Annotated in this window: 14 protein-coding genes; 3 read left to right on the top strand and 11 right to left on the bottom strand. The window is 63.9% G+C overall.

The window, feature by feature from the left end:
• Window positions 1–12: 12 nt before the first annotated feature.
• From DU490_RS03470 to DU490_RS03450, 5 genes are all read right to left on the bottom strand, one after another.
• On the bottom strand, window positions 13–1,062 hold the full coding sequence (locus DU490_RS03470) for an ABC transporter ATP-binding protein (protein ID WP_114572947.1): 1,050 nt from the start codon (window positions 1,060–1,062) through the stop codon (window positions 13–15).
• Window positions 1,052–2,182 (bottom strand): ABC transporter ATP-binding protein, encoded by a 1,131-nt coding sequence (locus DU490_RS03465; protein ID WP_258801219.1) that lies wholly within the window; start codon window positions 2,180–2,182, stop codon window positions 1,052–1,054. Before DU490_RS03465 ends, DU490_RS03470 begins: the two co-directional genes overlap by 11 nt.
• Complete coding sequence (locus DU490_RS03460; protein ID WP_114572945.1) at window positions 2,154–3,119, bottom strand: ABC transporter permease; 966 nt, start codon at window positions 3,117–3,119, stop codon at window positions 2,154–2,156. Before DU490_RS03460 ends, DU490_RS03465 begins: the two co-directional genes overlap by 29 nt.
• Entirely contained in the window at window positions 3,116–4,096 is a 981-nt protein-coding gene (locus DU490_RS03455) for an ABC transporter permease (protein WP_114572944.1), read from the bottom strand. Before DU490_RS03455 ends, DU490_RS03460 begins: the two co-directional genes overlap by 4 nt.
• Before the next feature lie 66 nt (window positions 4,097–4,162).
• The gene (locus tag DU490_RS03450) at window positions 4,163–5,746 is read right to left on the bottom strand and encodes an ABC transporter substrate-binding protein (RefSeq protein WP_114572943.1); all 1,584 of its coding nucleotides are present in this window, start codon (window positions 5,744–5,746) and stop codon (window positions 4,163–4,165) included.
• A 219-nt stretch (window positions 5,747–5,965) separates the two neighbouring features.
• Here DU490_RS03450 and DU490_RS03445 point away from each other — a divergent pair, with 219 nt between their 5' ends.
• The 3 genes from DU490_RS03445 (at window position 5,966) to DU490_RS03435 (ending at window position 9,271) form a co-directional block, all read left to right on the top strand.
• Complete coding sequence (locus DU490_RS03445; protein WP_114572942.1) at window positions 5,966–6,457, top strand: thioesterase family protein; 492 nt, start codon at window positions 5,966–5,968, stop codon at window positions 6,455–6,457.
• A 99-nt stretch (window positions 6,458–6,556) separates the two neighbouring features.
• The gene (locus DU490_RS03440; protein ID WP_114572941.1) at window positions 6,557–8,608 is read left to right on the top strand and encodes an NADH:flavin oxidoreductase; all 2,052 of its coding nucleotides are present in this window, start codon (window positions 6,557–6,559) and stop codon (window positions 8,606–8,608) included.
• Between the two features lie 33 nt (window positions 8,609–8,641).
• On the top strand, window positions 8,642–9,271 hold the full coding sequence (locus DU490_RS03435) for a TetR/AcrR family transcriptional regulator (RefSeq protein ID WP_114572940.1): 630 nt from the start codon (window positions 8,642–8,644) through the stop codon (window positions 9,269–9,271).
• 36 nt (window positions 9,272–9,307) lie between these two features.
• Here the strand turns inward: DU490_RS03435 and DU490_RS03430 are convergent, their stop codons facing one another.
• The 6 genes from DU490_RS03430 to narI form a co-directional block, all read right to left on the bottom strand.
• Window positions 9,308–9,712, bottom strand: a complete 405-nt coding sequence (locus DU490_RS03430) for a putative zinc-binding protein (RefSeq protein WP_114572939.1) — start codon at window positions 9,710–9,712, stop codon at window positions 9,308–9,310.
• Window positions 9,713–9,749: 37 nt separating this feature from the next.
• Window positions 9,750–10,493, bottom strand: a complete 744-nt coding sequence (locus tag DU490_RS03425) for a Crp/Fnr family transcriptional regulator (protein ID WP_114572938.1) — start codon at window positions 10,491–10,493, stop codon at window positions 9,750–9,752.
• Entirely contained in the window at window positions 10,453–11,694 is a 1,242-nt protein-coding gene (gene glp, locus DU490_RS03420; RefSeq protein WP_114572937.1) for a gephyrin-like molybdotransferase Glp, read from the bottom strand. The genes DU490_RS03425 and glp overlap by 41 nt, the downstream gene beginning before the upstream one ends.
• Window positions 11,691–12,275, bottom strand: a complete 585-nt coding sequence (moaB, locus tag DU490_RS03415; protein ID WP_114572936.1) for a molybdenum cofactor biosynthesis protein B — start codon at window positions 12,273–12,275, stop codon at window positions 11,691–11,693. Before moaB ends, glp begins: the two co-directional genes overlap by 4 nt.
• Before the next feature lie 9 nt (window positions 12,276–12,284).
• A complete protein-coding gene (locus tag DU490_RS03410) occupies window positions 12,285–13,106 on the bottom strand; it encodes a peptidylprolyl isomerase (RefSeq protein ID WP_114572935.1) in 822 nt (273 codons plus the stop codon).
• 397 nt (window positions 13,107–13,503) lie between these two features.
• The gene (gene narI / locus DU490_RS03405; protein ID WP_114572934.1) at window positions 13,504–14,196 is read right to left on the bottom strand and encodes a respiratory nitrate reductase subunit gamma; all 693 of its coding nucleotides are present in this window, start codon (window positions 14,194–14,196) and stop codon (window positions 13,504–13,506) included.
• Window position 14,197 lies beyond the last annotated feature (1 nt).

Below are 14,197 nucleotides of genomic sequence, written 5' to 3'. Positions count from 1 at the left end.
AGTCGCGGCGTCTCACTCGATGCGCCCCTCCTCGACGGCGTGGCAGGCCACTTCGCTGCCGTCGTCGCGGGCGATCAGCAGCGGCACTTCGGCCTTGCAGCGCGCGTTGGCATGGGGGCAGCGCGGATGGAAGGCACAGCCCGAGGGGGGATGTACCGGGTTGGGCACCTCGCCCTGAATCATGGTGCGCTCCTTGCCGACCCCTTCCAGCGAAGGCACTGCCGCCAGCAGCATCTTCGAGTAGGGGTGGTGCGGATTGGCGAAGAGCTGGTCGGAGGGGGAGATCTCGGCGATGCGTCCCAGGTACATCACCGCGATACGGTCGGACATGTGCTTGACCACTGCCATGTCGTGGCTGATGAACAGGTAGGTCAGGCCATACTCGTCCTGCAGGTCGCGCATCAGGTTGAGGATCTGCGCCTGCACCGAGACGTCCAGCGCCGAGGTGGGCTCGTCGCAGATCATGAACTCCGGTTCGTTGGAGAGCGCCCGGGCGATAGAGATGCGCTGACGCTGACCACCGGAGAACTCGTGGGGGTAACGCAGCGCATCCATGGGGGACATACCCACCTGTTCGAGCAGCTCGCCCACCCGGCGGCGGCGATCGGTGCTGCTCATCTCGGGGCGGAAGAAGCGCAGCGGTTCGCCGATGATGGTGCCCACGCGCCAGAGCGGATTTAGGCTGGCGTAGGGGTCCTGGAAGATCATCTGAAAGCGCTTGCGCAGGCTGGCCGCCTGGCGGCCGGTTCGTTGGGACAGGTCGCTGATGTCCTCGCCGTCGAAGACGAGGCTACCCCGGGTCAGGCCGTACAGCCCCACCACCAGCCGGGCCACCGTGGACTTGCCGCAGCCGGACTCGCCGACCAAGGCGACGGTCTCGCCGCGGCGGATGGAGAAACTCACCCCGTCCACCGCCTTGAGCGACAGCTTCTCGCTGCGCTCCAGCACCCGGTTGAGCCAGGGCTTGGAGACGTCGAAATGACGCGCCAGGTCCCGCGCCTCCAGAAGGATGTCGCCACTCGCCGGTGACGGCTGCTGCTTGATGGCCGTGTCAGCGCACATGAGCATGCTCCTGTGTGTCGTTCTCATCGAGCCTGGGTAGCGGGTCGACGGGGTCGTGCAGCCAGCAGGCGGCCTGGCCGGCCCCCGCCGGCATCAGGTCGGGCCGTTCCGTGCGGCAGCGATCCTGGGCATGGGGACAACGCGGGTTGAAGGGGCAACCCAGGGGGATGGCCGCCAGTCGCGGCATGGAGCCTTCGATCTGGTAGAGCCGGTCGAGCCTCTTAACGATACCCGGAATCGAGGCCATCAAGCCCTTGGTGTAGGGGTGCTGGGGGCTGCGAATCACCTCCTCCACGGGGCCAATCTCGATCAGGCGGCCGGCATACATCACCGCCACGCGATCGGCGGTTTCGGCGATCACCCCCATGTCATGGGTGACCAGCATCACCGCGGTGCCGTGGTCGGCGCAGAGCCGCTTGAGCAGGGCGAGTATCTGCGCCTGCACCGAGACGTCCAGCGCCGTGGTGGGCTCGTCGGCGATGATGAACTCGGGCCGCGCCGCCAGCGCCAGGGCGATCACCACGCGCTGGCGCATACCACCGGAGAACTGGTGAGGGTAGCTGTTAAGCCGCTCTTCCGCCGCGGGGATGCCCACCTCCCGCAGCAACTTCAACGCCTCCTCGCGAGCCTGCTTCTCGTTCATCGGCAGGTGCGTGCGGATGGTCTCGATCAGCTGGTCGCCGATCGAGAACAGCGGATTGAGGCTGGTCAGCGGGTCCTGGAAGATCATGCCGATATGGCGACCGCGCAGCGGCACGAAGTCCTCCTCCGCCAGGTCGTCGATGCGCTTGCCGGAGAGATAGACTTCGCCCTCGGCGATACGGCCCGGCGGTTCCAGCAGCTGAATCACGGCGTTACCGGTCATCGACTTGCCGGCACCGGATTCGCCCACCACGCCCAGCACCTCGCCGGGGGCGATATCGAAGGAGACATCGTCCAGCGCCACCAGGGTGCCGTGTCGGGTGGGAAACTCCACCCGCATATGGCGCACGCTGAGTACCGGTTTTTGCTGAAACGTCGCATCGTCGAGCTTGTGGCTCGGCGACTGGCCACTCTGTTCACCTGGGCCGGCATGGGTAGCGGCGCCTTTCTTATCGGAGCTTGGGGTTGAGGATGTCACGCAACCAATCTCCCAGCAGGTTGACGGAGAGCGCCAGCATCAGCAGCGCCACCCCGGGGAAGAGCAGGATCCACCACTCTCCCGAGAACATGTAATCCTGTCCGACCCGGATCAGGGTCCCCAGGCTCGGCTGGGTGGCCGGCATGCCGACCCCCAGGAACGACAGCGTGGCCTCGGCGATAATCGCCAGCGCCAGGCCGATGGTGCCGATGACCAGCACCGGTCGCATCACGTTAGGCAGGATGTGCTGGAACAGCAGCTTGCGCGCCGGCAGGCCGATCACCCGGGCCGCCTGCACGTACTCCTTGTTCTTCTCCACCATGGTCGCCCCGCGCACCGCCCTGGCGTACTGCACCCAGTCGGAGAGCCCGATGGCGATGATCAGCACGATGATCGCCACCTCGGCGTGCATCGATCGCGGCAGGAAGCCGCGGATCACGCCGAAGATCAGCAGTGCCATGAGGATCGAAGGGAAAGTCAGTTGCACGTCGGCGATGCGCATGATCAGGGCATCGCGCCAGCCGCCGCGGAAGCCCGCCATCAGCCCCAGGGCGGTACCCAGCGCCAGGGCGAAGATCACCGCCGCGAAGCCCACCAGCAATGAGATGCGCGAGCCGTAGAGAATCGCCGAGAAGACGTCCCGCCCCTGGCTGTCGCTGCCCAGCAGGTAGAAGTTGCCGGTGAAGTCCGACGTCGTCAGCGGCGGCGTGAAGGCGTCGATCAGCTCCAGCTGGCGCGGATCGAAGGGGTTCTGCGGCGCGATCCAGGGCGCAAACAGTGCCGCGGCGAACATGATCAGCGTCACCAGGGTGGCCACGATGACCACCGGCTGGTTCTTCCAGGAATGGACGATATCGCTGTCGAGGAAGGTGCGCAGCTTGCCCGGCGGCTTGGCCACCACCGGGGTCGGGTCGGCGCGCTGGAGTTCCTGGCTCATTTGCCACCTCCCGGCGCGCGCAGGCGCGGATCGACGGCGTAGTAGAGCAGGTCCACCACCAGATTGATGATGACGAACACCAGCGCGATCATCATCAGGTAGGCAGCCATCACCGGCACATCGACGAAGCGCACGGCGGTGATGAACAGCGCACCGACACCGGGCCACTGGAACACCGTCTCGGTGATGATGGCGAAGGCGATGATGGTGCCGAGCTGCAGGCCGATGATGGTGATGACCGGGATCAGCGTGTTCTTCAGCGCGTGGCGCAGGTTGACCACCCGATTCGAAAGCCCCCGGGCCCGGGCGAACTTGATGTAGTCGGTGCTGAGCACCTCGAGCATTTCCGCACGCACCAGGCGCATGATCAGGGTCAGTTGGAACAACCCCAGGGTGATCGCCGGCAGGATCAGCGAACGCAGCCCACTCGTCGTCAGCAGGCCGGTGGTCCACCAGTCGCCAATGCGCACGGTCTGGCCACGCCCGAAGGCCGGCAGCCAGCCCAGCTCCACGGCGAATAGATAGATCAGCAATACACCAATCAGGAAGGTAGGCAGTGACACGCCGATCAGCGAGGCGGTCATGATGAAACGCGACAGCCAGCTGCGGCGGCGCAGGGCGGTATAGATGCCCAACACAATGCCCATGACCACGGCAAAAATTGCCGAGATGATAGCCAATTCCAGGGTGGCGGGTAGCCGCTCCATGATCAGGTCGGTTACGGGCCGCGCCGAGCGGTAGGAGATGCCGAACTCGAACTGGGCGGCATTGACGATAAACCGGTAGAACTGCACCACCACTGGTTGGTCGAGGCCCAGGCGTGCCCGAAGTTCGGCGCGGTCGGCCTCGGTGGCCTCTTGCCCAAGCATGTTGAGCACCGGATCGCCGACGTAGTGGAACAGCGAGAACGAAATGAGCGCGACAACGAACATCACGAAGATGGCCTGCAGTACGCGCTGAATCAGAAACGCTAGCATGGGATCACCAAATAACGACGATACCCCTGGCCGCTTTTGACGGCCAGGGGTCGTGCCTAGTCAGACTTACTGATTGAAGCGAAGATATTTGAAGTGCGGGGTATTCTCGCTCTGCACCTTGAAGTCGATATCGTCGCGCATCGACCAGGTCAGCATCTGGTGGTGGATCGGAATATAGACGATCTCGTCGTGCACGATCTGCCAGGCTTCGGAGATCATCTCGTTGCGCGTATCCTGGTTTGTCTCCTGGGCCATGCCCACAGTCAGCTCGTCGACCCGCTCATCGGAGTAGCCGGTGAAGTTCCAGGTGCCGCGGTCGTCCTCCTTGGTGTGGTAGAGATAGTTGAAGACGTACTCGGAGTCCATGGTGGGCACACCCCAGCCGAGCATGTAGAAATCATACTCGCCGCGAGCCAGCTCGGCGAAATGCAGCGAGCGGGTCTGGGCCACCAGGTCCACGGTGATACCGATGCGGGCCAGCATGCTGACCACCGCCTGGCAGATCTGCTCGTCGTTGACGTAGCGGTCGTTGGGGCACTGCAGGGTGACGCGGAAGCCGTAGCCGTAGCCGGCCTCTGCCATCAGCTCCTGGGCGCGGTCGAGGTCGGCAGGCAGCACCTCGTCCATCTCTTCGCTGTAGCCGTTGACGAAGGGCGGAGCGATCATGCCGGCGGGCTCGGAGTTACCACGCATCACCGCCACCTGGATCGTGTTGGCATCCACCGCCAGGTTGATTGCCTCACGCACGCGGCGATCGGCGAAGGGGTTGTCATCGGTATCGGCGGTCTCCAGGGTTGCCGCCCCCATCTGCATGCCCAAGAAGATGGTGCGGTTCTCGGCGCCCTGCTCGTTCTTGAGGCCCGGGGCATTACCCAGGCGCTCGATATCCTGAACCGGGGTCTCCTGCAGGAAGTCGACCTCACCGGAAAGTAGCGCCGCCACACGAGTGGAAGCCGACTCGATCGGTGTGAACACCAGGCGAGAAATTTCCAGCGGGTAATGGTCGATACCCCAGTACTCATCATTACGCACGAACACAGTACGTACATCGGGCTCGCGACTCTCGACGCGGAAGGGGCCGGTACCGTTGGCATTGCGCACGGCATGGGTCTCTTCGCCCGCCGCATAGTTCTGCGGCTCCTCGACGCCGTGCTCCTCGGCCCATTCACGGCTCATGATGAACAGGTTGGTGAGGTTATTGGGCAGCAGCGGATTGGGTTCGTGGGTTTCCACTTCGACGGTGTAGTCGTCGGTCGCACGGACCTCGGAGATAGAAGTCAGCAGGCCGCGCATGTCGGCATGCTCGTGGCGAGCGCGATTGAGCGAGAACGCCACGTCATCGGCGGTCAGTGACTGCCCCTCATGGAAGGTTACGCCCTCGCGGATCTTGAACACCCAGACGGTGGGCGCGCCTTCCTTGACGTGCCATTCAGTCGCCAGGCCCGGCTGGTACTCCACGTCCATGTCCTGATAGAGCAGGGTGTCGAAGATCTGGTGGTTGACCGAGTGGGTCGGCCCCTCGTTCTGGGAGTGGGGGTCCATGGTCAGACTGTCCGCGGAGCGTGTCCAACGCAGGGTCTCTGCATTGGCGGCTGTTGCCAGCATGGCACCAATCACGGCGCTAGCCAGTAAGGTCTTCTTGAGTAGCATCTTGTTATTCCTCAATCGAGCGTTTGTTGGGCCAAAGCCCTGTTAGTCTTCTCCCATACCTTAGTCAATAATGCCAGCCTCGCACGGCGAGAGGCTTTCAGCGCTATTTTGACTATCGGTAGTTGCATTTTTTACAGAGTGATTTTTACGTAGTCGGAACGCCTCGATCTGCACAGAAAATACCGTGCCATCGACGACACCGGCCGAGGGAGAAATGGAATGGTACTACTGGAAACGCGAGTCGCCCCCGAGTGGGTCGACTATAACGGCCATATGAACGACGCCGAATACGCCAGGGTCTTCTCCCTGGCGGTGGAGGCGCTGATGGACGGTATCGGCCTCGACGAAAAGGGTCGGACGCAACACGGTCTGACGATCTATACCCTGGAAACCCACCTCTGCTATCGACGCGAAGCCCACGAGGGCCAGCTGCTGGCCGTAGACATCACCCTGCTGGACCGCGACGCCAAGCGGCTGCATGTGTTCTTCTCGATGCGCGATGACCAGGGCGAGCAGCTGGCCACCAGCGAGCAGATGCTGATGGGCATCGACCGGCAGAGGGGCCGCTCGGCGGCGTTTCCGGAACCGGTGACCGAGGCCATCGCCGCCCTGCCCTGGGCCAAGCCGGACGCCTGGCCAGCAGTCGCCGGGCGGCGTATCGGCATTCCGCGGGGGGTGAGAAGCGTCGCGACAAGCCTCGTCGCAAGATAGCCTTCATCGCCCGCCTTATACAGCGGTGAATATATAATTGACACATGTGTACATCCATCACTACTGTTGTGAGACAGACAACAAGATGGAGGCCTGGCCATGGCCAACGATCCGCTGCTGCAGCCCTTCCAGCTCAAGCATCTCACGCTGAAGAACCGGCTGATGATGACGTCCCACGAGCCCGCCTACCCCGAGGAGGGGATGCCCAAGGCGCTTTATCGTGAATATCACGTCGAGCGGGCCCGGGCCGGTCTTGGCCTGACCATGACTGCAGGATCAGCAGCGGTAGCCAAGGACAGCCCTCCGGTGTTCAACAACATCCTGGCCTACAAGGACGAGGTGGTGCCCTGGATGCGCGAGCTCACCGACGCCTGCCATGAACACGGCACCGCGGTGATGATTCAGCTGACGCATCTGGGGCGGCGTACCCGCTGGGACAAGGGCGACTGGCTACCGGCGGTATCGGCCTCGCATCGTCGTGAAGCCTCCCACCGTGCCTTTCCCAAGCAGGTGGAGGAGTGGGACATCGAGCGTCTGATCCGTGACTATGCCGACGCCGCCGAACGTATGCACGCCGCCGGCCTCGACGGCATCGAGCTGCAGGCCTATGGCCACCTAATGGACCAGTTCTGGTCATCGCTGACCAATACCCTCGAGGCACCCTACGGGGGCGATCTCGACAACCGGCTGCGTTTCACCTTCGACGTGCTGTGCGCCATTCGCCAGCGAGTCGGTGAGGATTTCATCGTCGGGGTGCGCTATACCGGCGACGAGATGCTGCCGGGCGGACTGACGGCCAACGACGGGATGGCGATCTCGTGGCGCCTGAAGGAGAGCGGCCTGGTCGACTTCCTCAACGTGGTTCGCGGTCATATCGACACCGATGCCGGGCTCACCGACGTGATTCCCATCCAGGGCATGCCGAGCGCCCCGCACCTGGACTTCGCCGGAGAGATCCGTCGACAGGTGGACTTCCCCACCTTCCATGGCGCCAAGATCCAGGACGTCGCCACCGCGCGCCATGCCATCGCCTCGGGCAAGGTCGACATGATCGGCATGACCCGCGCCCACATGGCCGACCCGCACATCGTGCGCAAGATCATGGAAGGCCGCGAGGAAGAGATCCGCCCCTGCGTCGGCGCCAACTACTGCCTCGACCGCATCTACCAGGGCGGCGCCGCCTACTGCATCCACAACGCCGCCACCGGGCGCGAAACCACCATGCCCCACACCATCCCCAAGGCAACGCAGAAGCGGCGGGTGGTGATCATCGGCGCCGGACCCGCAGGGCTGGAGGCCGCCCGCGTCGCCGGTGAGCGGGGTCACGAGGTCGTGGTACTGGAAGCTGCCAGCGATGCCGGCGGCCAGGTGCGCCTCACAGCGAAGAGCGAGCGCCGTCGCGAGATGATGGGCATCATCGACTGGCGCCTGGAACGCTGCGAGGCACTCGGCGTCGAGATCCGCTACGGCATCTGGGCCGAGGTCGAGGACGTGCTCGCCGAGAAGCCGGATGTAGTGATCGTGGCCACCGGCGGCTATCCCCTGGAATACCAGCCCGAGGTCGGCAGCGATCTGGTGGTCAACACCTGGGACATCCTTTCCGGGCACGTGGCCTCGGGCAGCCGGGTATTGCTGTTCGACGATGCCGGCGATCATGCCGCCATGCAGGCGGCGGAAATCATAGCCGCCACCGGGGCCGAGCTCGAGATCATGACGCCGGACCGCACCTTCTCGGCGGAGATCATGGCCATGAACCTGGTGCCCTACATGCGCGCCCTGCAGCGGCCCAACGTCACCTTCACGCCCACCTACCGGCTGAAGTCCGTGCAGCGCGACGGCGGCGAGCTGCTCGCCAGGATCACCAGCGACTATGCCGTTCAGGATCAGTTGGACCTGGACCAGGAGCGGCGCATCGACCAGGTGGTGGTCAACTACGGCATCACGCCAATGGCCGACGTCTACTTCGAGCTGAAGCCACATTCAAGCAACGGCGGCGAGGTGGACTACGAGGACCTGATCACCGGCCGGACTCAGGCGGTTGTCCGTAACCCGGACGGCAGCTTCCAGCTGTTCCGCATCGGCGATGCCATCGAGTCGCGTAATACCCACGCGGCGATCTACGATGCCCTGCGGCTGGTCAAGGATATATAGTGGCCTGGCACCCGAAACAGGGAGACCCTCTCGATGCCAACCGGCAGTGACCACAGCACCAAATGGAAAGGCTCCCGCGACGCCTGGCTCGATGCCGCCTTCGAGCTGCTGCTCGACTCCGGTGTGGATAGCGTGCGGATCCTGCCGCTGGCCAAGCGGCTCGAGGTCTCGCGCACCAGCTTCTACTGGTTTTTCAAGGATCGCGAGGCGTTGCTGAACGCGCTGGTTGAGCGCTGGCGGGAGAAGAACACCCAAGGACTGGTAGGGCAGACCGAAGCCTATGCCGAGAGCATTACCGAAGCGATTCTCAACGTCTTCGACTGCTGGCTGGATTCCGGGCTTTTCGACTCCCAACTGGAGTTCGCGATGCGTAGCTGGGCGCTGCAGTCCGAGGAGGTATCAAGGGAGATTGATACCGCGGACGAAGCGCGCATCGAGGCGCTGACGCGTATGTTCGAGCGCTACGGCCATGAACCGCTGGCGGCCAACGTCCGCGGCCGCACCATCTACCTCACCCAGATCGGCTATATCTCGATGAAGACCCAGGAGGCGCTCGAGGTGCGCATGCGGCGCATACCCGCCTACGTAGAGATCTTCACCGGGCAGACGCCACGAGTCCGAGAGCTGCAACGCTTCCAGGCCCGGCATGATCATGTATCGTAATCCACGGCCGGGTGACACGAATTCGAACCCGTCCCGTTAGTTGCGCTCAGTGGCGGGAATCGTTTTCATCGGCAGGCGGGCTATCAGCTCGCCAACCTGCTCGACGACCTCGTTGACGGTGTCGTCGTCGTAGTTCTGGCCGCGCCGCTTGCGAAAGCCCTGCTCATAGAGCTTGACGTGTTCGGTGGCAATGACGTCAGCGTTGGCCAGGCAGTGGGTGACACAGTGCATCTGACAGCCGTCGATGGCGACGATGGGGCGCCCGGAGCGGGCGGTCTTAACCAGGCCGGGCACACCACCGCCTACGCCGGCGATACAAGACATCTCCGCCACCCCGGTGTGATCGAGTGACAGGGCGACGTCGTTGGCCAGCTGTGCAACGTCAGAACAACCGGAACAGGAGTAGACCAGGGTGCGCGGCTTCTTGATAGTGCGGGACATGTTGCCTCCCCTTGCGACAGGCCAGTCTGTCACCTGTCTAGTCATCCGTCATCATGGCGTCACGCAGCTTCTGCTCATCGAGCACCACCAGGCGCTGACGGTCGATATTGATGGCTCCGCAGTCGCGCAACTTGGCCAGTAGCCGCGACAAGGTCTCGGGTGTCATGGCGAGCTGGGCGGCAAGCCAGCGCTTGGGTATGGAGAGGCGCACCACCCGCTGCGACTTCGAGCGGCCGGCAGGCAGCTGGCGCAGAACATAGCTGACCAGCCGCGACATGGCATCCGCCTGGGTCAACAGCGCCAAGTCCTCGAGCCGCTCGGTCAGCTCGAGGGCCAGGCGGCTCATGAATTCGGCACGACAGGCGGGCTGGCGATCCATGATGTCGCGACAGCGCTGGGCCGGAATGGTCAGCACATGGGTACGGCGCAGCGCTTCCGCCGAGTAGAGATAGACACCGGCGCTCGATACCATACTCAGCTCGCCCAGGGTGCCGCCGCGCTCCACGCAGCGAATGGTGGCCAGGCGTCCATCCCCCGCGGCGCGCGTCAGGCGCACAGCGCCGTTGATGACGATATACAACCAATGGGCTGGGGCATCCTGACGAAACAGCCACTCGCGACTCTTCAGTGCGCGCAGCTCGGAGTCTTCCAGCAGCGACGTCACTTTGTCTTCATCGAGTCCACCCAGCCACGGCACACCGTGGACCAGCTCGCGCAGCTGCTTGGGCTTGAACAGCAGGTCAGCCGACGAATTGTCCGGCGGGCAGATAGGGGTATTCATGACCTTCCTCCACATCAGTATCGGCGGCCATCATCAGATAGCCGTGTGCCTGGCTGGCTGCCCGCAGCATGTGCGACCCCTGCCCACCAGCAATAAAGGCTACTGGAAGGCCATGTTGCCAGTCGAGCACGACTCGCAGCAACTCACGACGTCCCGGGCTGGCGCGCCGCGAAAAGCCGGCACGAACACTGAATTTTTGTAATGGTTCGACGGAGCGCCCCTGGCACCCATGGACGAAGGGCCTGGCCAGGAACTGCCACCCCACCAGCGACGCCACCGGATTCCCCGGCAATGCGATGAGCGGTACACCCTTTGCCGAATCATCGTCCAGGAAGCCGAACGCGAAGGGCTTGCCGGGCTTGATCGCCACGCCGTGAAACACCACTCCGCCCAACGCCTCGAGCACCGGACGGACATGGTCCTCCTCTCCCACCGATACGCCGCCGGTGCAGATTACCAGGTCGGCGCTGTCGCGGGCGGTGGTCAAGGCTGCATGCAGCGCCTCTGCCGTATCACCGATGATGCCAAGGTCAAGCACCTCGCAGCTCGCCTGCTCGAGCAGCGCTTTTAACATCACACGATTGCTGTTGTAGACCTGTTCCGGCAGGCAAGGCTCGCCGGGTTCGATCAGCTCGTCGCCGGTGGAGATCAACGCCACCGTCAGGCGCGGCAATACCGGAACCTCGGCTATCCCCTGGCTCGCCAGCATGGCCAGAGCCGGAGCATTGAGGGTCGAACCTGCCGGTAGCAGGGCATCGCCAGCACGGTACTCCTCGCCCCGGCAGCGAATGTTGGCCCCCGACCTCGCCTCGCCGCTGACATGTATGCAGCCCTCATCATCCAGCGTGACTCGCTCCTGGGGAATCACGCAGTCGGCACCCGTGGGCACCGGTGCGCCGGTGAAGATGCGCGCACAGCCGCCTTCGGGCAGCGTCGAGACCGCTGCCCCCGCCGGCACCCGCAGGACGACGGGTAGACCCCGCTCCCCGAGTTCCGACACACGCAGGGCATAGCCGTCCATCGCGCTGTTGTCGATGCCCGGCATATCCAGGCGGGCGGTAAGGTCGCGCGACAGCACCCTGCCGAAGGCCTGGTCGAGTGCCACGGACTCTTCACCCTGGACCACCTCGGCCGCAGCGATCATTTGCGCCCTGGCGACATCCAGGTCGAGTAGACCTTTGGCAAGACTGGCACAGCTCATGCGTGCGCTCCTTGACCGTGATCAGGTGCCGCTTCGGCGCTTCGCGTGACACAGCGCGACTGTTCGGGCAGTACCATAGCCACGAAGTTGCACGGTCGGGTGCGGGCATCGAGCTGGGCGAGAAGGATGCCATCCCAGGCGGTGGCACAGGCCTTGGGCGATCCGGGCATGGCGAATATCAGCGTGCCGTTGGCGACGCCCGCCACGGCACGGGACTGGATCGTGGATGTGCCGATCGTCTGGTAGGAGAGCTGACGGAACAGCTCGCCGTATCCGTCGACCGCCCTGTCGAAGAGCGGTGTCAGTGCTTCCGGCGTGGTATCCCGAGTGGTGAATCCCGTCCCCCCGTTGACCAGGATTACCTGTATATCCTCGCGTACCACCCACTTCGATACGGTCGCCCGGATACGGTAGATATCGTCAGGCACGATACGTCGCTCGACCAACGCATGGCCCGCCTCGGACAGGCGCTCGCTGAGCAGATCGCCACTGCCGTCGCGGTCGAAGCCACGCGTATCGGATACGGTCAGCACGGCGATACCGAGCGGTGCGAAGGGGGTATCAGCGTGAACATGGGACATCATGAGCTCCTATTGCATGAGACTACCGGCACCATCATCGTCAAGGGCAATTCCCTCGACGCCCACCTCGGCCTCTAGCGCCAGCAGGTAGTGGCGCAGGGCGCGGCGCGTCGCCTGCTCACGCAGGTTGTGACGCACGCGGTCGACCACCTGCTCGAAGGGCAGTGGCTGACCCTCGGCACGCTGATCGATCAGGATCACGTGCCAGCCATAGCGCGAGGCCAGCGGCCGCTCGTGGAGCCCTTCGGGGAGGTGCTGCAGGGCACGGTCCAGTTCACCGACGGTCTGTCCCGGCGCAAGCCAGCCCAGCTCGCCACCCTCCTCCTTCGATGGACACGCCGAGTGGCGCATGGCGAATTCGGTGAAGCGTTCGGGATTATATTCCATCTCTGCGATCAGCGTCTCACCCAAGCGGTACTGGGCATCACGGGACGGCACATCGTCCGGCGCGGCGGCCAGCAGGATGTGGCGAACGGCCAGCCGGGTAGGCTCGCTGAAGCGCTCCGGAGCAGCATCGAAAAAGCGCCGGCAGTCAGCCTCCGTGGGTTCCGGCACCACCAGTTCCTGCTCCAGAAGACCGGCGATGGCGGCGTCGCTGTCGCCTTCCTCGGCCTCGTCGGCCGCCACCAGGCCCAGCTCGACGGCACGCTGACGCAGCAGCTCGCGAACGACCAGTGCTCGTGCGGCCTGGAGCTGCGCCTCACCGGCGGTTCCCGCGGGATGGTACTGCATCTCCCGGGCGATGCTCTCTTCGTCGATGGCCTTGCCGCCGACCCTGATGGGCGGCGGGGTGACGCGGCCCGGCAGCTGTTCGATCTCGATCATTTGCATGTCATTCACCTCAATAATCTTGCCGGAGCAGGCCCGGGGACCAGGTTTCCGAGGAGGCGCTGTGAATCCTTCCCTGGACGCTACTTTTTCCATCCCTGGAAAAAGACCTCCTCGTCCACCTGTCCCCGGCCCGCTCGGTGGTGCCATTATTCGCGAAGCTGAGCGAGCGATGGTCAGCCCGTTCGGAGCAGTGCTCCTCACCCATGGCGAAGGACCTCCTCTTCGGCCTGTCCCCGGCGCCCCTCACGGGAAGCTCCGAGACTCGCGAAGCTGAGCGAGCGAGCGAGCGATGGCCATACTAGGCGGAGATCGACGAAAAAGCGGAGTTTACGTGTTTGTAAATGAGCATTTTAAGTCGATCTCCAACAACGTCTGGCCGAGCTCTGCCAGCTTGTACTTAGCCCCGGCGGCGGACCAGCTGGTAGCGCCTAGTGATATACCCGAACGGCACGCTCCAGACATGCACCAACCGCGAGAATGGGAACAGCAGAATGATGGTCAGGCCGACGAAGATGTGCAGCTTGTAGATCCAGGAGACCTCATCCATGTAGTAGGCGGCGCCGCCGCCGAAGAAGACGATCGCCTGGGCCCAGCTGGCCAGGGTAACCATCATCTCGCCATCCATGTGACCCAGGGAGAAGAGGATGGTGACCATTCCCAGCGCCGCCTGGAACACGATCAGGCCGAGGATGGCGGTATCCATGGTGCTCGATGAGGCCCGAACCCGGACGTTGGTGAGGCGGCGATGCAGCAGCATGGCACCACCCACCACGCACATGGCACCGGCGATGCCGCCCACCACGATGGCGAGAAGCTGCTTGGTGCCGGGATCCAGGAACCGGTCGTACATCCAGTGCGGGGTCAGCATGCCGAACAGGTGGCCGAAGAAGATCACGATGATGCCGACATGGAACAGGTTGCTGGCCAGGCGCATGTTCTTCGACGACAGCATCTGGCTGGAGCCGGTCTTCCAGGTGAACTGGCCATGGTCGTAGCGCATCAGGCTGCCGATCAGGAAGACGGTACCAACCAGGTACGGGTAGTAGCCGTAGATCAGGTGATTGAGATAGGTGGATATGGCGTCAAACATG

This window comes from Halomonas sp. DQ26W (assembly GCF_003339685.1).
In the GTDB taxonomy this organism is placed as follows: domain Bacteria; phylum Pseudomonadota; class Gammaproteobacteria; order Pseudomonadales; family Halomonadaceae; genus Halomonas.
Note: the sequence above shows the minus strand (reverse complement) of the source record. Positions and strands in the feature narration are given on the sequence as shown.

Excerpts from the sequence above, each read along its gene's own strand:
- DU490_RS03470 (WP_114572947.1), bottom strand. The coding sequence starts at position 1,062 with ATGTGCGCTGACACGGCCATCAAGCAGCAGCCGTCACCGGCGAGTGGC.
- DU490_RS03460 (WP_114572945.1), bottom strand. The coding sequence starts at position 3,119 with ATGAGCCAGGAACTCCAGCGCGCCGACCCGACCCCGGTGGTGGCCAAG.
- DU490_RS03455 (WP_114572944.1), bottom strand. The coding sequence starts at position 4,096 with ATGCTAGCGTTTCTGATTCAGCGCGTACTGCAGGCCATCTTCGTGATG.
- DU490_RS03450 (WP_114572943.1), bottom strand. The coding sequence starts at position 5,746 with ATGCTACTCAAGAAGACCTTACTGGCTAGCGCCGTGATTGGTGCCATG.
- DU490_RS03445 (WP_114572942.1), top strand. The coding sequence starts at position 5,966 with ATGGTACTACTGGAAACGCGAGTCGCCCCCGAGTGGGTCGACTATAAC.
- DU490_RS03440 (WP_114572941.1), top strand. The coding sequence starts at position 6,557 with ATGGCCAACGATCCGCTGCTGCAGCCCTTCCAGCTCAAGCATCTCACG.
- DU490_RS03435 (WP_114572940.1), top strand. The coding sequence starts at position 8,642 with ATGCCAACCGGCAGTGACCACAGCACCAAATGGAAAGGCTCCCGCGAC.
- DU490_RS03430 (WP_114572939.1), bottom strand. The coding sequence starts at position 9,712 with ATGTCCCGCACTATCAAGAAGCCGCGCACCCTGGTCTACTCCTGTTCC.
- DU490_RS03425 (WP_114572938.1), bottom strand. The coding sequence starts at position 10,493 with ATGAATACCCCTATCTGCCCGCCGGACAATTCGTCGGCTGACCTGCTG.
- glp (WP_114572937.1), bottom strand. The coding sequence starts at position 11,694 with ATGAGCTGTGCCAGTCTTGCCAAAGGTCTACTCGACCTGGATGTCGCC.
- moaB (WP_114572936.1), bottom strand. The coding sequence starts at position 12,275 with ATGTCCCATGTTCACGCTGATACCCCCTTCGCACCGCTCGGTATCGCC.
- DU490_RS03410 (WP_114572935.1), bottom strand. The coding sequence starts at position 13,106 with ATGCAAATGATCGAGATCGAACAGCTGCCGGGCCGCGTCACCCCGCCG.
- narI (WP_114572934.1), bottom strand. The coding sequence starts at position 14,196 with ATGTTTGACGCCATATCCACCTATCTCAATCACCTGATCTACGGCTAC.